Annotated in this window: 19 protein-coding genes; 11 read left to right on the top strand and 8 right to left on the bottom strand. The window is 63.5% G+C overall.

Features of this window, described 5'->3' with window-relative positions; all coding sequences use genetic code 11:
- Positions 1–143: 143 nt before the first annotated feature.
- Positions 144–2,507 (top strand): hybrid sensor histidine kinase/response regulator, encoded by a 2,364-nt coding sequence (locus BBA01S_RS34400; RefSeq protein WP_027820391.1) that lies wholly within the window; start codon positions 144–146, stop codon positions 2,505–2,507.
- Between the two features lie 101 nt (positions 2,508–2,608).
- On the top strand, positions 2,609–3,403 hold the full coding sequence (locus tag BBA01S_RS34395; protein ID WP_027820390.1) for a hypothetical protein: 795 nt from the start codon (positions 2,609–2,611) through the stop codon (positions 3,401–3,403).
- Between the two features lie 71 nt (positions 3,404–3,474).
- Here BBA01S_RS34395 and BBA01S_RS34390 read toward each other — a convergent pair whose 3' ends face one another.
- The 3 genes from BBA01S_RS34390 to arsC all read right to left on the bottom strand — a co-directional run bounded on the left by BBA01S_RS34390 (position 3,475) and on the right by arsC (position 6,197).
- Positions 3,475–4,029, bottom strand: coding sequence for an NADPH-dependent FMN reductase (locus tag BBA01S_RS34390; protein WP_027820389.1), 555 nt, complete (start codon positions 4,027–4,029; stop codon positions 3,475–3,477).
- 340 nt (positions 4,030–4,369) lie between these two features.
- Positions 4,370–5,746: a GntT/GntP/DsdX family permease gene (locus BBA01S_RS34385; protein WP_042298378.1), complete on the bottom strand. Its 1,377-nt coding sequence runs from the start codon at positions 5,744–5,746 to the stop codon at positions 4,370–4,372.
- Between the two features lie 97 nt (positions 5,747–5,843).
- On the bottom strand, positions 5,844–6,197 hold the full coding sequence (gene arsC / locus BBA01S_RS34380) for an arsenate reductase (glutaredoxin) (RefSeq protein ID WP_027820387.1): 354 nt from the start codon (positions 6,195–6,197) through the stop codon (positions 5,844–5,846).
- A gap of 622 nt (positions 6,198–6,819) precedes the next feature.
- Between arsC and parA the strand changes: the two genes are divergently transcribed.
- Positions 6,820–7,482 carry a ParA family partition ATPase gene (gene parA / locus BBA01S_RS34375; RefSeq protein WP_027820386.1) on the top strand — a complete coding sequence of 221 codons (663 nt, stop codon included), beginning with the start codon at positions 6,820–6,822 and terminating at the stop codon, positions 7,480–7,482.
- Between the two features lie 24 nt (positions 7,483–7,506).
- Positions 7,507–8,568 (top strand): ParB/RepB/Spo0J family partition protein, encoded by a 1,062-nt coding sequence (locus tag BBA01S_RS34370; RefSeq protein ID WP_027820385.1) that lies wholly within the window; start codon positions 7,507–7,509, stop codon positions 8,566–8,568.
- A gap of 110 nt (positions 8,569–8,678) precedes the next feature.
- Here the strand turns inward: BBA01S_RS34370 and BBA01S_RS34365 are convergent, their stop codons facing one another.
- Positions 8,679–10,034: a replication initiation protein gene (locus BBA01S_RS34365; RefSeq protein ID WP_027820384.1), complete on the bottom strand. Its 1,356-nt coding sequence runs from the start codon at positions 10,032–10,034 to the stop codon at positions 8,679–8,681.
- A 632-nt stretch (positions 10,035–10,666) separates the two neighbouring features.
- Here BBA01S_RS34365 and BBA01S_RS47220 point away from each other — a divergent pair.
- Both BBA01S_RS47220 and BBA01S_RS34355 read left to right on the top strand, forming a co-directional pair.
- Positions 10,667–10,948, top strand: a complete 282-nt coding sequence (locus tag BBA01S_RS47220) for a hypothetical protein (protein WP_156966182.1) — start codon at positions 10,667–10,669, stop codon at positions 10,946–10,948.
- A gap of 928 nt (positions 10,949–11,876) precedes the next feature.
- On the top strand, positions 11,877–13,082 hold the full coding sequence (locus BBA01S_RS34355) for a DNA-binding protein (RefSeq protein ID WP_027820382.1): 1,206 nt from the start codon (positions 11,877–11,879) through the stop codon (positions 13,080–13,082).
- A 96-nt stretch (positions 13,083–13,178) separates the two neighbouring features.
- Here BBA01S_RS34355 and BBA01S_RS44080 read toward each other — a convergent pair whose 3' ends face one another.
- The 3 genes from BBA01S_RS44080 to BBA01S_RS34340 all read right to left on the bottom strand — a co-directional run bounded on the left by BBA01S_RS44080 (position 13,179) and on the right by BBA01S_RS34340 (position 15,529).
- Complete coding sequence (locus BBA01S_RS44080) at positions 13,179–14,189, bottom strand: tyrosine-type recombinase/integrase (protein ID WP_042298377.1); 1,011 nt, start codon at positions 14,187–14,189, stop codon at positions 13,179–13,181.
- 94 nt (positions 14,190–14,283) lie between these two features.
- Positions 14,284–14,688 (bottom strand): DUF2471 family protein, encoded by a 405-nt coding sequence (locus BBA01S_RS34345; protein WP_027820381.1) that lies wholly within the window; start codon positions 14,686–14,688, stop codon positions 14,284–14,286.
- 118 nt (positions 14,689–14,806) lie between these two features.
- A complete protein-coding gene (locus BBA01S_RS34340; protein ID WP_084162720.1) occupies positions 14,807–15,529 on the bottom strand; it encodes a helix-turn-helix domain-containing protein in 723 nt (240 codons plus the stop codon).
- A 125-nt stretch (positions 15,530–15,654) separates the two neighbouring features.
- Here BBA01S_RS34340 and BBA01S_RS34335 point away from each other — a divergent pair, with 125 nt between their 5' ends.
- Both BBA01S_RS34335 and tdh read left to right on the top strand, forming a co-directional pair.
- On the top strand, positions 15,655–16,854 hold the full coding sequence (locus BBA01S_RS34335) for a glycine C-acetyltransferase (RefSeq protein ID WP_027820379.1): 1,200 nt from the start codon (positions 15,655–15,657) through the stop codon (positions 16,852–16,854).
- Between the two features lie 30 nt (positions 16,855–16,884).
- The gene (gene tdh, locus BBA01S_RS34330) at positions 16,885–17,916 is read left to right on the top strand and encodes an L-threonine 3-dehydrogenase (protein ID WP_027820378.1); all 1,032 of its coding nucleotides are present in this window, start codon (positions 16,885–16,887) and stop codon (positions 17,914–17,916) included.
- Between the two features lie 13 nt (positions 17,917–17,929).
- Here tdh and BBA01S_RS34325 read toward each other — a convergent pair whose 3' ends face one another.
- The gene (locus BBA01S_RS34325; protein WP_042298376.1) at positions 17,930–18,586 is read right to left on the bottom strand and encodes a YceI family protein; all 657 of its coding nucleotides are present in this window, start codon (positions 18,584–18,586) and stop codon (positions 17,930–17,932) included.
- A 215-nt stretch (positions 18,587–18,801) separates the two neighbouring features.
- On the opposite strand from BBA01S_RS34325, the gene BBA01S_RS34320 reads away from it, so the two are divergent.
- The 3 genes from BBA01S_RS34320 to BBA01S_RS34310 all read left to right on the top strand — a co-directional run bounded on the left by BBA01S_RS34320 (position 18,802) and on the right by BBA01S_RS34310 (position 20,815).
- Positions 18,802–19,476, top strand: coding sequence for a TetR/AcrR family transcriptional regulator (locus BBA01S_RS34320; RefSeq protein ID WP_084162719.1), 675 nt, complete (start codon positions 18,802–18,804; stop codon positions 19,474–19,476).
- Between the two features lie 79 nt (positions 19,477–19,555).
- Positions 19,556–20,047, top strand: coding sequence for a nuclear transport factor 2 family protein (locus BBA01S_RS34315; protein ID WP_027820375.1), 492 nt, complete (start codon positions 19,556–19,558; stop codon positions 20,045–20,047).
- A 312-nt stretch (positions 20,048–20,359) separates the two neighbouring features.
- Positions 20,360–20,815, top strand: coding sequence for a hypothetical protein (locus BBA01S_RS34310; protein ID WP_245641679.1), 456 nt, complete (start codon positions 20,360–20,362; stop codon positions 20,813–20,815).
- Positions 20,816–20,916 lie beyond the last annotated feature (101 nt).

Raw genomic sequence — 20,916 nt, 5'->3', positions numbered from 1 at the left:
TACGGGCGAAGCACAATGATTGAAAGGATCTGCACTGATGCCACCCTGAACGCGGCGACGCCTGCGCGGTCGTTTATCATGTCGTCAGCGATCTCAAAAGCGATGTCAAACGCTCCGCAGCGTCTTCCAGCCTTCTCCGTACGATGATTCCCGACCGGCCCGCAGGGCCAGACGACCGTTTGCTGCCGTCCCCGCGCACCGACGAGGCACCTTTTCCGGCGGCGCCCAGCCACGACTTCACGGTGCGCCGGCGCACCCTGATCGCGCTGCTGCTCGCCGCGATCGTGCTGCCGTGCGTCTATGTGGCGACGATGGCGTGGAGCGACCTGCGCACGCGCGAAGCCGACGCCACCGACGTCACGCTGCGCACCGTGCGCGTGGCCGAGGAACACGCGCTCAAGGTGTTCGACATGAACGATGCGCTCGATGCGCGCATCGTCGATGGCGTGGAAGAGCTCGACGACGAGGGCATTCGCGCGAACGAAGCGCAGATTCACGAAAAGCTCGACGCGATCGGCGGCGGCTATCCGCAGGTGGCGGCCGTGTCGATCTTCGGGCGCAATGGCGCACTGCTCGCGAGCAGCCGCTATTCGCCGCCGCCACCCGTTTCGATCGCCACACGCGACGACTTCGTCGGCATTCGCGACGGGCGCGTGCTCGATCATGTCTCGCGCGTGATGGTGGGGCAGGTGAGCGGCGAAACCGTTTTCAATACCGGCATCGCGCGCCGCGACGCGGCAGGGCAGTTCGCAGGCCTAGTCTCGGTCGCGCTGCGTCCGCACTACTTCAACAAGTTCTACAGCGAACTGCTGGGCGACGATTCGCCGATGGCGCTCGGCCTCGTGCGCAGTGACGGCGCGATCCTCGCGTTCGAGCCGCCGCCGCGCGCCACGGGGCCTGCTGCCGTGGCGCGGCCGGCTTCGGGCGCGGCCGGCGCGGCAGGCAATACGGCTGACGGCGCTGCAGCCTCAGGCGCGAAAGTGCCCGAAGCCATCACGCCCGGCACGCCGTTCGCCGCCGCGCTCGCGCTCGGCAAGGATTCGGGCGTCGTGCGCATGCACTCGCAGTTGCTCGGCGGCAATGCGATCGTGGCGTTCCGCCGCGTGGGCGCGTATCCCGTCTATGTCACCTGCGCCTATCGCGCCTCGGCGATCTGGGCCGGGTGGTACCGGCACTTGAGCGTGCTCCTGATCTCGATGTTCACGCCGTCGATTGCGCTGTGGTGCGTGATCTGGCTGTCGCTGCGCAGACTGGCCGCCGAAGAGGAAGCGTGGGAGCGCTGGCAGGCCGAAGCATCCATGCGCCGCTCGATCGAATCGGCTTACCGGCAGTCGCGCAAGATGGAGGCGCTCGGCAACCTGGTCGGCAGCGTCGCGCACGACTTCAACAATCTGCTGATGATCGTGTCCGCCAACGTGCAGATCGCGCGCCGGCGTGGCACGCCGGGGCTGGAGCGCGAGCTGTCCGCCGTCGAGCGCGCGCTCAAGAGCGGGCAGTCGCTCACGCGCCAGTTGCTGGGCGTTGCGCGCAAGCAGCCGCTGCGCAACGAGACGATTCATGTCGGCCGCTGGCTGCCCGCGTGCCGCGAGTTGTTGCGCGCGTCGCTCGGCGCGAAGGTGTCGCTCGTCGTCGATCTCGACGAGGACGTCTGGCCGGTGCTGGTCGACGTCGCCGAGTTCGAGCTCGCGCTCATCAATCTCGCCGTCAACGCGCGCGACGCCATGCCCAACGGCGGACGCTTCACCGTGCACGCGCACAACATGGCGTTCCGGCCGGGGGAGGGCTTCCCGCTCGACGGCGATTTCGTGCATGTCTCGCTTGAGGACACGGGCGTCGGCATGTCGCCCGATGTACTCGCGCGCGCTTTCGAGCCGCTCTACACGACCAAGCCGAAGGGCATGGGCACGGGTCTCGGGCTGCCGCAGGTGTTTGCGTTCTGCGAGCGCTCGGGCGGTCTCGCCGCTATCGACAGCGCGATTGGCGCGGGCACGTCCGTGCATCTGTATCTGCCGCGCGCCGCTGCCGTGGCCGCGCCCAAACGCGAGCCCGCACCGCGCGAGGAAAGCACGAATCCGCCGCAAGGCCTGCGCGTGCTGCTCGTCGAGGACAACGACGAAGTCGCGGCGGGCACCGAGGCGCTGTTGCAGATGATGGATCATCACGTCACCTGCGCGAGCGACGCGGCCAGCGCGCTTACGCTCGTCGATGCGGCGCGGGCTGACCGCCTCGACGATGCCGACGCGCCGTACTTCGATCTCGTGCTCTCGGACATCCACATGCCCGGCGAGATGAACGGCATCGACCTGGCTGAAGCGCTCCAGGCGCGCGATCCGGCGCTGCCCGTGATTCTCGTGACCGGTTACGCGGAAGAACTCGAACGCGCGCGTCACGTGGACGTTCGGGTACTGTCGAAACCGTTCGACATTGCTTTGCTAGAGAAAATGCTCGAAGCGATCCAGCGCGAGCGCCAGGCGCGCGCACGGCGGGAACGGGACGCGACGCTCTAGGTCGAACCGGCGCGGGATGCCTTCGAATGTGCGGACGGCCATCGTCCGCGGCATGCCGATTGCTGCACCATTGCCCAGTAAAGACGAGGAGTGAGTGAGCCATGAGACAAACCGTGACCGGTCTGTTCGAGACCTACGACGCCGCTCAGCATGCGCAGCAAGCGCTGCTCCAACGCGGCTTTGCGGCAAGCGACATCGAATTGCCCGTGCATGAGGCGGGCGTGCTGGCCGGCATCGAACGGCTGGTGTCGAGCTTCTTCTCCACGACCGGCGATGTGCGCGCCAATGCGGGCGCCGTGCCCGAACCCGCGCCGCACGCGCCCGGCGCCGCACCGGCACCGCAAGGCAATGTGCTGATCGGCGTGCGGGTGAGCGACGAGGCGCGCGCCGATCTCGCCCGCGACACGCTGCGTGACGAGCACGCGCTCGAAGTCGCGATACGCGGCGGCAGCTGGACGTGGCCATCGGCAGAAGCCGACCCGGCCGTGCGCGAACATTCCGCGCTGGAGGAACTGGGCCTTGCCGGTATCGCCGAGGCGATGCGGCGGCGTTCGGCGCCAGGCGATGTCGCCGATTCCGTGCCGCCCGCCGCGGTCAGTCCAGAGCATATGGCAGCCGAAGGGCGTCCCGTCAACGAAGCAGAAGTGACGGTGCTCGCTTCGGCAAGCGCACCCGGCGCGGGCGCGATCATGGGCACGCCGGCAGCGGCGCAGGAACCGCAGGTCAGGCACGTCAACGTCGACGTGCCGGGCGCGCCTCAGGCGACACCGGCGACCAGCACGAGCGCGGCGCGCATCCCCGACGAATTCATCGAATACGAAGAAGATTCGCACGATCATCGCGCGTCGGACGCGCCCGATCGGCCTGTGACGGGAACGCCGCCGACGCTGCACTAAGTGCACTAAGGCTATGTAATGCAAAGGCGCGTGCTGTTCGGACACGCGCTTTTTTTCGTGCCTGCCCAGCGTCAGCGGCCCAATTGCTTCTTCACCCACTGCACGTAGAGGTCGACGAACGTTTGCAGGAACTTGCGCGTGTCGTCGTTCACGATCTCGCCTTTCTCATTGATGCGGCTGGCGTCGTGCTTGATGAACATCTCGGGCTGGCCGAGCGTCGCGACGTCGAGATACGCGAGCACGTTGCGCAGATGCGCCTGGGCAAGCGCGGTGCCAATCGCACCCGGCGACGTGCCGAGCACCGCGCCCGGTTTGCCCGTCCATGAATTCTTGCCCCACGGACGCGAACCCCAGTCGATCGCATTCTTCAGCACACCCGGAATCGAGCGGTTGTATTCGGGCGTCACGAACAGCAGCGCATCGGCGGCTTCGATTTTCTGCTTGAACTGGCGCGCGACTTCGGGGAAATCGGCGTCGTAATCCTGGCTGTAGAGCGGCAGCACGCCGATGTCGAGAAACTCGAACGAAAAATCGGCCGGCGCCAGCGACGTCACGGCGTGCGCGAGCTGACGGTTGAACGATTCCTTGCGCAGACTGCCAACCACGACCGCAACTTGATAGGCCATCTCAGTGTCCTCCTCGGGGATACCGAAAGCGCGCGCGAAGCGCAGGGGAGAGAACCGACATCATAGGCGCGGGCGCGCAGTCGCATAGGTCACGGTGTCCGCATGCGCAGAAGGGGGGATGTGGACAAGTCGGGCGACCGCGGATTTATCCACAGTTTTTGTCGATAACCTTGTGCACAACTTCACGCGAAGGCCGGTGGCATCGGCGATGCGTCGGGATACGGAATGCGGAGGAGGGCGCCTGTGTTTTGAGCACGTCGTCGCGGCGCGTGATTCGCGCGCCGCGACGTCAGCGGCAGGGGAGGGGCTGCGGCGGGTTATGCGTGCGTTAAGCCTGCGATCAGGTGAGCAGGCTCCAGAGCACGAGCGTGAGAACGAGGCCAACGACCGACACGATGGTCTGCAGGATCGACCAGACAAACACCGTCTGCTTGAGCTTCAGGCCGAAGTACTCGCGCACCATCCAGAAGCCCGCGTCGTTCACGTGGCAGAAGAACACTGACCCTGCGCCAATGGCGAGCGCCATCAGCGAATTGTGCGTGGCGCTCAAGCCGCTGACGACGGGCGCGACGATGCCCGCCGTCGCCGTGGTCGCCACGGTGGCCGAGCCCGTCGCCTGACGCAGCGCGACGGCGATCAGCCAGGCGAGCAACAGCAGCGGCAGATGCGCGCCGACGGCGATCTTGCTGATCGTCGTGCTAATGCCGGCCAGCACGAGCGTCTGCTTGAGGCCGCCGCCCGCGCCGATGGTCAGCAGCAGACCGGCGATCGGCGGCAGGCTCTTGCGCAGGATAGTGCCAACACGATCGCGCGCCATGCCGCGCGACCAGCCGAGCGCGACGATTGCAAACAAAACGGTGAGTCCAAGTGCGATCAACGGCTCACCGAGGAAGTTGAGCACATTGAAGGCGACGGTATCGGGATGCAGTGCGAGTTTCGCGACCGTGCGACAGAGCATCAGCATCGCGGGCAGCAGGATCGTCAGCAGCGAGACGCCGAAGCCTGGCGCAGCCAGTTGTGGATCGTGACTCGTAAAGAGCTTGCCGAGATCTTCCGGTTCGGCCACCTGCATGCGGCGCGAGAGCCACGAACCGTAGAGCGGCCCCGCGAGAATGACCGCCGGAATTGCCACAAGAATGCCGAAGCCGAGCGTGATGCCAAGATCCGCGTGCAATGCGCTGACCGCGATCAGCGGGCCCGGGTGCGGCGGCAACAGCGCGTGCAGGGTCGTCATGCCCGCAAGCGCCGGAATGGCGATGCGCAGGATCGGCTGCTGCGAGCGCCGCGCCATGACGAAAATGATCGGCACCATCATCACAAGGCCGACTTCGAAAAAGAGCGGCAGGCCGATGATGACTGCGACGAGCGACATCATCCACGGCAAGGTGCGCGGCGTCGAGTGATCGAGCAGAGTGGAGACGAGGCGGTCGGCCGCCCCCGACTCGGCCATCAGCGCACCGAGCATGGCTCCTAGCGCGATGATGATGCCGACATCGCCGAGCAGCGCGCCCGCACCTTTGCTGAAAGCGCTCGCTACGCCCTCTAGCGGCACGCCGGCGGCAAACCCCGCCGCGAAAGTACCCACGAGGATCGACAGGAACGGGGCGAGTTTGAGCACGCTAATCAGAATGATGATCAGCACGAGGCCGAGCGCGCAGGAAAGGATCAGGCGTGTGTCGTGAAACGACCACGCGGATAAGTTGGCAAGGGACTCCACAGGATTCTCGATGGTCGGTCAGGTGGCGCTGCGGTTAGGGAAGGGGCCGTGTGCGGCTGTCGGCGCGGGAGCGGTATCGCTGCTGCCGCGTCCTGTCTCAGACGAACAATGCGGCGACGTTCTCGGGCGGACGGCCAATCACAGCGCGGCCATTGCGCACGACGATCGGGCGCTGGAGCAGGATGGGGTGCTTTGCGATGGCTTCATAGAGTTGATCGTCGCTGGTGCTTGCATCGAGACCAAGCTCGGCGTACTCGGTCTCGTTCGTGCGCATCATGTCCCGCAGCGGCCCACCAAGCAGGGCGTGCAGCGACTTCAATTGCTCGACGGTAAGCGGCGTCTTCAGGTATTCGATGACCTCGACGGGCTCGTTGGCCGCGTTGGAGGACGTCACCAGTTCGCAAGACGCGCGGGATTTCGAGCAGCGAGGGTTGTGATAAATCGTGATCATGGCTTGGGAGGGAAGTCGATAAGAGGTGATTCGGCGGAGCACCGCCAGAGTGCGATCCTGGCGGGACTGATTTTACCGGCGGGGTCGAGAAGGGGATACCGCGCGGGGATCGCTGCCATCCATCGAAGCAGGGCGCTTTATGCGCATAAAGAATCGATGCGCCTGGAGAGTGGAGGTACCACGAGAGGGCAGTGGGCGTTTGCGTCCACGATGGCTGCGTTGATGAGGGTGCCACTCCTGCTTTATGCGCATAAAGATTCCCCCGCGTGCCTGGCGAGTGCGCTTTCGTTGCGGTAGCCATTCTGTTGCCTCCGACCCACTGACGAGCATGCGTCGTTGAGTGCTGCCGGCTTTATGCGCATAAACCTGCCGCGAGTCGCAGACCTCTGCCTGGCCCAATAGCGCCTAGTAGCCCCCCACCAGCCCCGACCGTTCAGAGCCGCGCGTTGGTCGATCCCATTCAACGCTCGCTTCCCGCCGCCACCTCAGACAGCTTTATGCGCATAAACCTCTGCCAAACGGCCAGCGATGCACCTTCATCCGACGAAAATCAGGAGACTGCCGTTGAATCACAACTTAATCCAGGTAAAATCCAAAACAATTAGCAAAAGGAGAAAATCAATTGGCAGCAGAGATAATCGCAGTCACGCAGCAGAAGGGCGGGGTCGGCAAGAGCACGATCGCGATGCATCTCGGCGCAGCATTCCATGAACGGGGAAAGCGTGTACTCGTGGTCGATGCCGACGGCCAGAACACGCTGGTTCACTGGGCAAGTGCGTCCGCTGACGGAGACGTCGGCATTCCCTTCCCGGTGGTCAATCTCTCTGAAGCCGGTGGCCAGATCCACCGCGAAATCAAGAAGTTCATCGGGGACTACGACATCATCGTGGTCGACTGCCCGCCGTCGATCACCGAAAAAGTCTCAGGCGTCGTCCTCCTCGCCGCATCGATCGCCGTCATTCCCACATCGTCATCGCCGGCCGACTACTGGTCGAGCGTCGGCCTTGTGAAGCTGGTGCAGCAGGCGCAGGTCATGAACGAAGACCTCAAGGCTGTCTTCCTGCTGAACAAGACCGAAGAGAAACGTATGCTGACGCGCGAACTCAAGCGCGCGCTGGAAGAACTCGGTTTTCCTTTGCTCAAGACGCAGATCCCCACCCGCGAAGCGTACAAGCAGGCCATGGCCCTCGGCCAGACGGTGCTGCAAATGAATGATCGCGGAGCGCGGCTCGCCGCGGTCGAAGTGCGCGCCGTCGCCGACGAGATCGCGGAGATGCTCTCCTGACTTTATGCGCATAAAGGAACCTGAATGAAGTCCTCACAATTTGCCAAGGGTTTCCAGGCTCGGCCCGATACGACGAGCAGCGAAAAGCGTACGGCGCTCGATCGCCTCAACGCCATCGACGGTCTCGTCCAGGACAAGCCCAAGACGCGCGAGCCAGTGGGCCGGGCGAGCCAACCGGAATCGGACATTGAAGCCGCAGTCGATGGCCTCGACGCAGCCGAACACGAATCCGCCGAATACCGCGAGTGGCGCATTGATCAGGGCTACCGGCCCGGCCAGATCATCGAGCTGCCGCTCAAGGCCATCAAGCCCAGTCCCTTCAATCCGCGCCACTTCTATCTGAAGTCGTCGATTGCGGAACTGGCAGTCAACCTTGCGAAGCAGGGCCAGCAGCAGGCGATCCACGTGATCCCCGACTATGCGGCGCCGGGCAGCTACTTCGTGAGCGATGGCGGGCGACGCGTACGCGCGCTCAAGGAAGCCAACAAGGAAGTCGTCAAGGCGATCGTCGTCGATCTGCCGATTGGTCTTCAGAGCTACAAGCTCGGTTACGACCTCAACGTGCAGCGCGACTCGCAGACGGTGTTCGACAACGCCGTGGTCTGGAAGCGCTTCATCGACGACAAGTACTTCCAGAGCCAGCGTGAGCTGGCCGAGCACCTCGGCCTCGACGAGTCGACGGTGGCCGTCGCGCTGTCCATCGGCAAGCTGCCTGAGACGGTGATGCAAGAAATGGTCGCACGCCCGGATCGCTTCGGCTCGAACATGGCGTACCAGGTCGGCCGCTATCACGGCGCGCGCGGCACGGATGCAACGTTGCGACTCATCAACCGGATCCTTGCGGACGATCTCAGCACGCGTCAGGTCGCCGATATCGTCAAGGGCCGCGCCACGCCGCAGGAGAGTCCCAAGCCGGCAGGGCGCCAACGTTACGCCCAGCGTCTTGAGATCAAGTTCGACGGCGTTTCCGTCGGCGACCTGAAGTCGTACGGCGACGACCGCCTAGAGCTGCGGCTCAAAGGACTGGCGAAGGATAAGCGCGACGCGATCCTTCACCAGATCGAAGAAATGCTCAAGGCAAAGTAAGCCAGCCTGGAAATGAAAAAGCGGTCTTCACGTGTGATACGTGAAGACCGCTTTCATTTGTGCATCCCGTTGTAGCGCCACCGTCCAGGCGGCGCTACCGGATCCGTCGATCAGGCTGCGCGCGACTGGCTCAGCGTGAAGGCGAGCAGGTCGCCATCGGTGGGCTCGCCCCAGGTCTTGCGGGCCAGCCAGTCAAAGAAGGCCGTTTCGCCCAGTTTCGATTCGAGCCCGCGACGGCGCCAGTCGTCGCGCAAATGCGCACCCAGCCCCGGCAGTTCGTCGTTCTCGAACGAGGTGCGCGCGATCTCGCGTTCGAGGTCGCCTTGCTCCTCGTAGAGCGCGCGGGCCTCCTTGCGACGATAGGCGGCGTACTCGTCCATCAGACGCGCCTTGGGATCGTCCGCGGCAACCGCACCCGCGATCGCGCGTCCGGAATTTGCCGCACCTGCCGCGTCCTCGACCGGCGGCGCATAGCCCTTCTTCAGCGCATCCTTGAAGAGCGCCGCAGCGCTGCGCACCGGCGGCAGGCTCGTGCTGCGCATACGCTGCTCGGTGAGTTGCAGCGCGGCGCGAATACGATTCTCTTCGCTATCGGCGTAGAGCGATTGCGCTTCCTTGAGCGGAATGCCGATCTTCACCATACGATCCACAAGCGTGCTGTCGAACACATTCGGGTGCTCGTCGAGCGCCAGCATCGGCTGCTTGCGCTCGGTGACACGGAACTGGATTTCGGCGACGCGTCGACCCTCGCGATGCTCGATGAGCTCGACGAAGATGTTGGTGACCGCGTTGACTTCGGCGATAGCCGGACGCAGGTAGTCGCGCTTGAAGTACTTGTACTCGCGCTTGGCCTCGTCGCCGGCTTCGGTGTCCGGCGTACCCGAGAGGATCGGCCGCCACCATTCCCACGTCTCGCGCATCGTCAGATGACTCGGGTTCGTGAGATAGCGCACGCAGATTTCGTAGAGCGCGAGACCCGCGCTGCTGCGCAGCTGGCTCTGAAACTGAAGGCTCAGGCGGGCGTACTGGACAGGATCCAGCAGCTTCTTCTTGATCTTGGGCGCGAACGAGAATTCGACCCACACACGGCGCGTGGTCGGGTCTTCCAGAATTTCGGCGTCGGCGATCAGCGTGGAGATCCCCCACTTGCGGCCCGGCTTCTGGCTCGAGGTGCCCTGGCTCCATTCGACCTGCACCGACACCATGCGGCGCAGATGCTCCTTCACGAGCGCCGTATCGTTCGAATCGAATGCGGAGTTCGCAACGATGTCGGACAGCAGCGCCCGGTAAGTATCGCCAGCCTCGTCCGCCTGCTGCGCGACGGCGAGCAGGACATTGAAGAGCTTGCGGGTGAGGAGGGTGATCTTGCCGCTTTTCGGCTGAATTGCGATCGCCTCGACGGCCTTACGCAGTTCGGCCGAGCTGGGGCTCACCACATCGGTTTTTTTCACGCGCTTCGTGGCCATGCGTCGGGTCAAGGTGAGATTTCGCGAAAGGATACCGTCTGGGGTGAAACGCGTCTATAGGGCGCCTCTCACCATTGCCGGTGATGGCGGCTTCGGCCGCACACCTCACCGCGAACTGCTCCCGGAAAGCCTCACCTTTGCGCAACTCGCCTGGCGGCGGGCCTCCAGACAGCTATTGGGGTGCGCCGGAGAGCACTTGTTCCGGCTCATTTCGCAGGGTGTCGATTGAATCCCGAAAATGCTCACCTTAAAAATTTCCTGGCGTGGATGCAACATCGTCTGATGCGGGTGGGATCTTGCATCTCGCTCGAACAACTCCGGGTTCACTCTGGAAAACCGCCTCAGATACGGCGTCACACCCGCTCGAATCGGCCGTAAATCGGCCATATTTCTGGCAAAGAGACTCGTCAGGGCAGTTCGTAACCGCCTTTACGCCGATCGGTTCCCGAAAAGTCTCACCAATGGCATCAACCGCCGCCCGGTCATGCGGCCTTCGAGGTCTTTCTGGCTGTGCAATGGAGAGAGAACCCCTCCTGAAAAACCTCACCTTTGTCCCGTACCGATGACCGCTTCAACGCCCCTTTTATCTCCCCGAAAAAGCTCACCTTTTGAGCAGCCTGGAGAAAAAGCTAATGAATTCTGGGGGTTATCCACAAGCGTCGCGACTGGGCAAGCCACGACAGGCGTCCCGAAAAGGCTCACCTTTGCAGGCTTCGACAGCCATGCGCGGCATTCAAGATCATCCAGAGCCGATCCCGAAAATTCTCACCTTCACTGGCCGAAACGGCTATCAACAGAATTCCAGCTCCGTTATTTTTCAAGCTTTTGGCGTCAGTGAATACCAACTAGCTCCTGAAAAACCTCACCTGGGCGCGCAAAACGACAAAATAAGGCTCCCGAATAACCTCACCTGAAGCCTTTGCGGCGCTCTCGAACCGTCCTTTTCCCTGCAGCGCCATAAACTCCCGGAAATTCTCACCTCAAGCCTTAGTTTCCGCGCTCGCCCGCCTGTGGCGACGCAACTCGCAGGCCAGGCCGCCAATTTTTGCCCTCCCGTAAAAGCTCACTTGACGCTCCGAATGGGCCGGATTCGGTCGAAATGGGCCTTCGGCTCCCGGAAAGCATCACCTTCGCAGGGCGTTTTTTCCCGATATCCCTCACCACAGCCTTTTTGCCCCCCAGATTGGCGTCAAAAACCGCTGCGATCTGCGGCCCTGAATCCGCTCACCGTTGCATTTCGTGTAACAGAGCCCCGTTGCCCGGCGTATACGCGCACTGCGCCCGATCAGCTCCCGTAATCGCTCACCCTTGCCGGAGAATCAAGAATGGGGCGCTCCCTGAATCCGCTCACGTTCTGTCCCGCAGGCCCTCACCGGCCTCCCCGAAGCCCATCACCCGCGCGTCCTGTAGAGCCTCACCATCTGTCCCGTAAAGCTTCACCCATTCGGTCTGTAAACCACGCCAGGTAAGGGTTTGCCGTGGCGTTAACGTTTTTAACGGCTATCAATGGTGTTTACTTTTATTACTCTCTAGCCTCTTTTACCCCGCGAGCCTCTGGAGATATCCACAATCTCACCCCCTCATCACCGCTCGCGAAATAGATCCCGCTCCCGTGAAACATTGTCTATAAATGGCTCGTCACTAGAAAGCCAAACGTTTACAATTACTTAGACGGTAAACTTCGCTTTGTTTCACGAGGCGTTAACGCCAGACGCATACCGAGACGCGATTTTTACGTCCTTTGCTGACCCACGCTGTGACGCCGAAACGACGAGCTGGAAATTCGTATCGAACAATACGTAATTTGTTATTATTCGATCCATTCCCCTCGCCGAGACGACCATGATCCGAGACGAAGAACGTCAGGCCCTGCGCGAAGAACTCGAAAACCTGCGCAAAGACGGCACACGGAGACAGGAGCTTTCGCTCCACGCATGCAAACGGCTGTTTTTCGATTTCGGCATTCGCCCGTCGATGGCCACGGTTCGCGATCTGACGCAGACCGGCAGCGCCAGCGATATCCCCAAAGACATTGAACTGTTCTGGCAACGCATCCGAACCGCATCGAAAGTGCGTGTCGGTGGCGGAGCAATTCCACCGGCGCTCGAAGAACGTGCCGGTGAGTTGCTTGGCGCGCTATTCGAAGAAGCACGCGTGCTGGCGAAACAGACACTGGAAACGGAACGCGAAGCCATCGACGCCAGCCGCGAGGATGCCGAACAGGCATTGCGCGATGCGGAAGCCCGGCGACTCGCAGCCGACGAAATGTTGCAACGCAGCGAAACCCGTACGGAAGCCGCGTGGGTTCGTGTCCGCGAACTCGAAAGTCAGCTCGCGGTGTCATCTGCGCATGGCGCCTCGCATCATGACAATCTTCAGGCGACGGTGCGTCGCCTGGAGGCCGAAAACGAATCGCTGCAAAAGCGCATCGACACCGAGCAAGCCACCAATGCAGGCCTGCGCGACCGGATCGACGGACTGCACGAGGAAATGCGCCGCAGCACCGAGCATTACGCCCAGCAGATCAAGGATGCGCTGGCCGAAGCCGAGCGCCGTGTGAAGCCGATGCTGGTCGAACTCGATTCGCTGCGGACGATGTCGTCGACGTGGCAAGCGGCACAGCGCGATGCCAGCCGCAAGGAATTCGATTTCATCCAGCAACTGGCCACGGCCAAGGCGCGCGCCGACCGGCTCGACGCGGTATTGCGCGAGCGTTCCGATGAAGTCGATGGATTGACGCGACAGGTTGCGACGCTGCGCGCGCAACAGGGGATCGATGGCGCGGTGGCCAGTGTGTTGTGTGAGCTAGCCCGGACGGGAAGGCTCACGGAGGCGGAACTGTCCCAGCTTGGCACCGTTGTGGATGGTCACGTCGGTCTGCCGGCGCAATGTCCGAATTGCGAGGAAGGCGAGCCGGAGCTGTCGCAGGTGGACGGCCGATTCGAGCTTTCCTGCCCCGAATGCGATTACACGTCGGGGGCAGGCGTTTCGCGGCTGGAGGCTGTTGCGCGTTTCGGAGCGGGAAAACAACGCTCCGCGACGCGCTAAGGTGAGTGTTTACGGGAATTCTCGCGCTACTCGCCAGTGAGGTTTTGCGGGAGACGTAACGCGTGAAAGGCCCGCCAGGCTTCGCGGGCCCGATCCTTAACCGGCCGCTGCGGTACGCAGCGCGGCTTCACGATCGGCCCAGACGCGCCATGATCGATGCAGTCGACCGGCGGAAATCGGCTGCATGAAGCCAAGCCACTGGCCGACCTGATCGGCGTCCACGCCACGCTCGAACAGATCGGCGGCGAAACTGTTGCGCAGCGTTTGCGGACTGGCGCGCTCCGCGCGCGTCTGCGCGACGCCTGCGGCTTCCATCAATGCGTCGATCGCACGCAGCACCGTGGCCTTGTGCATCGGCCGCCCGCTGGGCGAGCCCGGAAACACGAGCTGGCCAGGCAGCCCCGCCAGGCGCCGCGCCTCGAGCCACGCCCCCATCACGTCGACGGCGAACGGCGCAAGCTTCGTGCTGTGCGTGAAAGCCGGATTGGCGGCTTCAATCGTGATCCATTCCGAACCGATCGCGGTGGCGTCCAGCCGCAGCGCGATCGCGTCGCCCGTTTTCAGCCCGCCGCCGAGAAACACCGCGACGAGCGCGCGGTCGCGCCGCTCGCGCCAGCGCCTGGCCGCCGATTGTTCGGTGAGCGGGGCGAACAGACGCGCGATCACCGCGGCGCGTTCGGTGGCCGTGAGAAAACCCGTGGGCTCGTTTTCGCGCGCATTGCGCCAGGCGGCTTCGCCGTCCTGGGCGATGAAGCGCGCGGGGTTCGTGGACGCCAGTTCGATCTGCCGGACGTGATCGAGCACGCGCTCGATCAGGCGCAGGTAGCGCAGCCGCTGCGGCTTCTTCACCTCCAGCCCGGCGACGAATTCGGCGATCGTGCCCGTATCCACGGAAACGATGGTCTTGCGCTTGAGCGCGAGCCATTCAAGAAAGCGGCCCCATTGCACGCGGTAGATATCCGCCGACGAACGGCGCAGATCCTGGGCGGCTAGCCACGCGTCGAAGGCGGCAGCAGGATCCTGTTGCCAGTCCTTGCGCTGCTGGTCGAAGAGATCGCGGGAAGGATGCGACGCGCTGGACGAGTGGGACAAATCGGAGGTGGTCATCACTGTCCTTCCGTTAGTTGCAACGCAGAAGGGAATTCTAGCGAAGGCGGGATACCGGCGGCATCCCGCGTGAGATCGATATGGGCTGTCATGGTCAGCCGCCCCATGCGCGCGAGCGCTTCACGGCAGCCTTCAGGCGTGCTTCGCGTTGCGCTTCTTCGGCACTGCGCGCGGCGTATTCATAGGCGCTCACCGCAAAGGCGAATACGGCGGGCAGCGCATTGGACTGACCGAAATCGACGGTTTCGTCGGTTTCCGGATAGGCGAGATCGCCCGGGCGCTGGAACAGGCCGAGCATGAGTGCGTCGTGACGGCTTGCGAAACCGAGATCGGCGAGCGCTTCTGCTTCGATCGCATGCAGCAGGCGCCAGGTTAGCGGCACCTGCTGGGCGATGTAGCGATGCGCGATGTTGCGCACGATCTGCTCAAGGTCGCGCGCGGCCGCCTGGAAACGCAAGGCGGCCAGATCCTGCTCGTTCGGGGTGCGCGAAGTGTGCATGGGCGGCTCCGGTCGTTCTTTTTACTGTATGAATATACAGTACTTGGAGCGATCGTGCAGCCTGCAATGTGGGGATTAGCCGTTCGGCCAGTCGTATTAGTCCTGCATGGCCACTGGATCAGCCGTGGATCACGACCAGCAGCGCCCGCGCTTCGCCCTTGCCGAGGTTGCGGATCGCATGAGGCTGATCGGCGATATAGCGCGCAGTGTCGGCGGCCTTCAGGCGCTCGACGGTGCCCGCCGCCTCGACCTCGATCGCGCCTTGCAGCACGGTGAGGTGCTCGCGCGTACCGGGCTCATGCGCGTTCGAGACCAGCGCGCCGCCGGGTTTGAGCGTCAGCTCGTACCATTCGAAATGACCGGCCAGCTCGATCGGCCCCCACACGCGCAGCTGATAACCCGCGTCATGACCGAGCAAGGTGGGAATGTCGTGCGGCCCGGCCACGGCGATGGCATCGGGCGCCCTGGGCGCGGCGAACAGCGAATCGAGCTTCACGCCCAGCGCATTGGTGAGCCGCCAGGCGACGGCGATGGTCGGATTGGCCTTGTCGCGCTCGATCTCCGAGAGCATCGACTTCGACACGCCAGCCGCGCGCGACAGCTCGTCAAGCGTCATCTTGCGCTCGCTGCGCAGCTTCTGGATCTGCTCGCCCACGCGCGGCGGCGCGGCGGGCGCCGGCTTGCCGGGCAGGTCAGGGAGCTCCGCCGCAGCGCTGGCCGCCTTGGCGCGGGACTTGCGCGCGACGGGCTTCGCGGCGGCGGCGGTGGCCGCTGCAGTCTCGTCGTCGGCCGGTTTCTTTACCTGCGTGCTCGCGCGCGCGCCTGAGCCGGTGCTTGCCATTCCCTGCCTCATCGTTTAGAGTTTGTTCGATATACCGAACTTGAGTTCGAAAAAACGAATAAATTCGCTTAAAGCTGACGGCGACTATAACAGCCGCGGCTTGCCCTGTCAGGAGCACGATTGCCATGAGCCATCCCTACTTCGACCACCTGCGCGCGACACTCGACCAGATCCGCGCCGATGGTTTCTACAAGAGCGAGCGCGTGATCGCGACGCCGCAGTCGTCCGCCATTGGCCTTGCCGACGGCAGCAACGTGCTGAACTTCTGCGCCAACAACTATCTGGGCCTCGCCAACGACGCGCGCCTGGTCGCCGCCGCGAAGGACGGGCTCGACCGCGACGGCTTCGGCATGGCGTCGGTGCGCTTCATCTGTGGCACGCAGACGGTGCACAAGCAGCTCGAAAGCGCGCTCGCCGCTTTCCTGGGCACTGAGGACAGCATCCTCTATTCGAGCTGTTTCGACGCGAACGGTGGTTTGTTCGAAACGCTGCTCGGCGACGAAGACGCGATCATCAGCGACGAACTCAACCACGCAAGCATCATCGACGGCGTGCGGCTTTCGAAGGCGCGCCGCTACCGCTACAAGAACAACGATCTCGCCGACCTCGAAGCGAAGCTGCGCGAAGCCGATGCGGGCGGCGCACGCTTCAAGCTCATCGCCACCGATGGCGTGTTCTCGATGGACGGCATCATCGCCGACCTCAAGGGCATCTGCGACCTGGCCGATCGCTACAACGCACTCGTGATGGTGGACGACTCGCACGCGGTCGGCTTCATTGGCGCGAACGGCCGTGGCACGCCCGAGCATTGCGGCGTCGCGCAGCGCGTGGACATCATTACGGGCACGCTCGGCAAGGCGCTAGGCGGCGCGTCGGGCGGCTACGTCGCGGCGAAAAAGGAAGTGATCGAGTTGCTGCGCCAGCGCTCGCGCCCGTACCTGTTCTCGAACACGCTCGCGCCCAGCATCGCCGCGGCGTCGCTGGCGGTGCTCGAACTGATCGCAAGCGACGAAGGCGCGAACCTGCGCGCCCGCGTGCAGGCCAATGGGGCGCATTTCCGCCGCGAGATGAGCGCGCTCGGCTTCACGCTCGTGCCGGGCGAGCACCCCATCATTCCGGTGATGCTCGGCGACGCGCAGGTGGCCTCGAAAATGGCCGACGCCTTGCTGCATGAAGGCGTCTACGTGATTGGCTTCTCCTACCCCGTGGTGCCGAAGGGCCGCGCGCGCATCCGTACGCAGATGAGCGCGGCGCACACGCCCGAGCAGGTCGAGCGCGCCGTGGCGGCATTTGCCCGCGTCGGCAAGCAGCTTGGCGTGATCTGAGTGGCGATTTGAACAGGATGACGAAATAAAATGAAAGCACTCGCCAAACTCGAACGCGGCCCCGGCCTGACGCTGACCGACGTGCCGAAGCCCGAAGTCGGCCACAACGACGTGATGATCAAGATTCATCGCACGGCAATCTGCGGCACCGACATTCACATCTGGAAATGGGACGACTGGGCGCAGAAGACGATTCCCGTGCCGATGCACGTGGGCCACGAATATGTCGGCGAAATCGTCGAAATGGGCCAGGAAGTGCGCGGATTCTCCATCGGCGACCGTGTCTCCGGCGAAGGTCACATCACCTGCGGTTTCTGCCGCAACTGTCGGGCGGGCCGCCGCCATCTGTGCCGCAACACCACGGGCGTGGGCGTGAACCGTGAAGGCGCGTTCGCAGAATATCTCGTGATTCCAGCCTTCAATGCGTTCAAGATCCCGCCGGAAATCTCCGATGATCTCGCCGCGATCTTCGATCCGTTCGGCAATGCCACGCACACGGCGCTGTCGTTCAATCTGGTCGGCGAAGACGTGCTGATCACGGGCGCGGGGCCGATCGGCATCATGGCCGTCGCGATCGCGAAGCATGTGGGCGCGCGCAACGTGGTCATCACCGACGTCAACGACTATCGGCTCGAACTCGCGCGCAAGATGGGCGCAACGCGCGCGGTGAACGTCGGGCGCGAATCGCTGCGCGACGTGATGGCCGACCTGCACATGACCGAAGGCTTTGACGTGGGGCTGGAAATGTCGGGCGTGCCGAGCGCATTCACGGCGCTGCTCGAATCGATGAACCATGGCGGCAAGGTCGCGCTGCTTGGCATTCCGCCTGCGCAGACCGCCATCGACTGGAACCAGGTGATCTTCAAGGGCCTTGAAATCAAGGGCATTTATGGCCGGGAGATGTTCGAGACCTGGTACAAGATGGTCGCGATGCTGCAAAGCGGGCTCGATCTTTCGCCGATCATCACGCACCGCTTCAGCGTTGACGATTACGAAAAGGGCTTCGCGGCCATGCTCTCGGGCGAGAGCGGCAAGGTGATCCTCGACTGGAGCGCTGCCTGAGTTTTTGTGCTGTTTATTGAACCGCCGCCGCGCTCGCTGGCGGCGGTTGCTCGAACTCCGCCTCGATGCGCACGTCGATCGCATCGCCCACCGCCGGATACCACGTCGTCAACCCGAACGCCGAGCGGCTGAACGTGCCGTGCGCGGAAAAGCCCAGTGTCGGCTGCTTCGTGAGCGGATTCGGCGCATAGCCGTTGAACGTCGCGTCGAGCGTCACCGGCTGCGTCGCGCCGCGTATCGTCAGGTTGCCTGTCAATTTCCCCGTCAGCTTGCCATTTGCCTCGCCGGTGCGCTCAAAACGCGTGCTCACGAAGCGGATCTGCGGATAACGCTGCGCATCGAGCATCTGCTCCCCCTTGACCATGCGATTGAGCACGTCCACGTTGGTGTCGAGGCTGGCGGCGTCGATATCGACTTGCACGCTTGCCTCTTCCAGCGTGTGCGCGCGCCAGTCGAGTTGCGCGCTCGCGCGATCGAAGCGCATCACGAAGCGCGTGTAGTGCAGATGGTCGACATCGAAGACGATGCTCCAGTGGTGGGGATCGAGCGTGTACTGGCCGACGGGGACGGCCGCTTCGGCCGGGCTGACGCTATGCGTCACCACGCGCAACGGCGTGCAGCCGAGCAATCCGGCGCACAGCAAGGCGGTCAGGATGCGGCGTCGATTCATGATCTCTCCGTGATGGAAGGCGCAAGCGCGGCATATCGGTAGAACGATTCAGGCCGCGTTTTTCTTCCATTGTCCGCCGTACCGCGTTTCTTCCGTTGAAACGGCAGCAAATGCCGTGCGCGACGCCGCGTAAAATCGCCGCTTGACTTGGGAGAATGATCGTTCTACATTGCGCGTCATGGAGAACGATCGTTCCACCTCAAATCGATAATGTCATGAGCAAGAGTGCTATTTCCGCTGAAGAATCGCTGTCTGCGTCGTCGCCTGCCGTGGCGCAGGTCGAGCCGTCGCTTGATGCGCGCGAGCGCCTGCTCGAAGCCGCCGAAGCGCTGATCTACGCGGGCGGTATCCACGCCACGGGCGTCGATGCGATCGTTCGCGCGGCAGGTGCTGCGCGCAAGAGCTTCTATACACATTTCGAATCGAAAGACGCGCTTGTCGCCGCCGCACTCACGCGACGCGACGAGCGCTGGATGCGCTGGTTCATCGACGGCACGCTTAAACGCGGCCGCACGCCGCGTACGCGCCTGCTGGCGATGTTCGACGTGCTGCGCGAGTGGTTTGCGTCGGATGGCTTTCACGGCTGTGCGTTCCTCAACGCGGCGGGCGAAACGGCTTCCCCCGACGATCCCGTGCGTGAGGTTGCGCGGATGCACAAGGCGCGTGTGCTCGCCTTCGTCGTCGAGCAATGCGACGCGTGGCGTCTGGCCAGCGGCGCAGATCGCCGCGTCGCCGCGCGGCTGGCGCGCCAATGGCTCGTCCTGATCGATGGTGCGATTGGCGTGGCGCTCGTGAGCGGTGACGCCGATGCGGCGCTCGATGCGCGGGCTGCGGGGCTGCTCGTGCTCGACGCACTCGCGCCAGCCGAAGGCCCGCGTCCGCGCCGCTGACGAACGCATTTCCCGCTTTGTTTGAATCAGGCGCGCCACGCCGGTGCGCCACCCTGTCGCTACAGAAAGGAGCACGACCATGACCGATGCGAAGACGACTTCCGTAGAAGCCCGCCCGCCGCTGCCGCCGTTCACGCGCGAAACCGCGATCCAGAAGGTGCGTGGCGCGGAAGACGGCTGGAATACACGGGATCCGCAGCGCGTGTCGCTCGCCTATACGCCGCAAAGCGTCTGGCGCAACCGGGCGGAGTTCGTGACGGGGCGTGAAGCGATCGTCGGCTTTCTCACGCGCAAATGGGCGCGTGAGCTCGATTACCGGCTCATCAAGGAGCTGTGGGCCTATACGGACAACCGCATCGCCGTGCGCTTCGCCTACGAGTGGCACGACGATTCGGGCAACTGGTTCCGCTCGTACGGCAACGAGAACTGGGAGTTCGACGCGAACGGGCTGATGGCGCATCGTCACGCCTGTATCAACGACCTGCCGATCCGCGAAGCCGACCGTCTCTATCACTGGCCGCTTGGCCGCCGGCCCGACGATCATCCGGGACTCAGCGACCTCGGACTCTGAGCGCCGCGTTCATCGCCGCGACGCACTGCGCTGGCATGATGGTCTGAGCCTCAGGTGAAGCAAGCGACAACGCAAACACAGTCGATGTGCCCGCCACGATCCGAGCAAAACCTCGGTACGCGCGCGGGCACGCTTGCTGTACAGTTTGCAGTCACCTGAAGGCAGAACAACAGCAAACCATAAATAGACCCAGCAGCAGACGCCCCGAAGCGATTCGGCGAGCGCGAGGACGGAGAGCCCATGCGGTTTTGGCAAGTGCGCGGTGGCAGGACAGGGAGAAAGACGATTGCGGGCGCGGCGCTCACGCTGCTGATGCTCGGCGCAGCAACGGGCGCACGCGCGGCCGACTGGTGCGGCGCAGGCTTATGGGTCGACGCGATGGTCGGCTCGTACCACATCCATCCCGACAAAGACTTCGAGCAGTTCAATCCCGGCCTCGGCATCGAATGCTGGCCGAGCGACCAATGGGGCGTCACGGTGGGCGGCTTCCGCAATTCGCTGCGCCGGCCTTCCTTCTATGGCGGCGGCGTGTGGGCGCCGGAATTCCTCCATTGGGGCTATGTGCGCCTCGCCGCCATGGGCGGCATCATCTCCGGCTACAACTACGGCAACTGGGGTCTTGGCCACAATCACACGATTGGCCCCGTGGCCGCACCGATCGTGATGGTTGCGTACAAGCGCGTGGGCGTGAACTTCATCGTCATTCCGCCGATTCCTTCCGACGATTTGCCCTTCACGGTCGGGTTCCAGTTACGCGTGAAGTTCTGAGCGTTTTTTAAAAGAATCTGGCTCGTTGAAATAATTTTTTCAAATTCGCTTGACGAGCTGTTCTGCGCCCTGCATAATTCGCCTCCTCCTGCTGATGCAGC

It is taken from the genome of Paraburkholderia bannensis NBRC 103871, assembly GCF_000685015.1.
Taxonomy (GTDB): Bacteria; Pseudomonadota; Gammaproteobacteria; order Burkholderiales; family Burkholderiaceae; genus Paraburkholderia; species Paraburkholderia bannensis.
The sequence above is the reverse complement of the archived record's forward strand: the minus strand, read 5'-3'. Positions and strand labels throughout refer to the sequence as shown.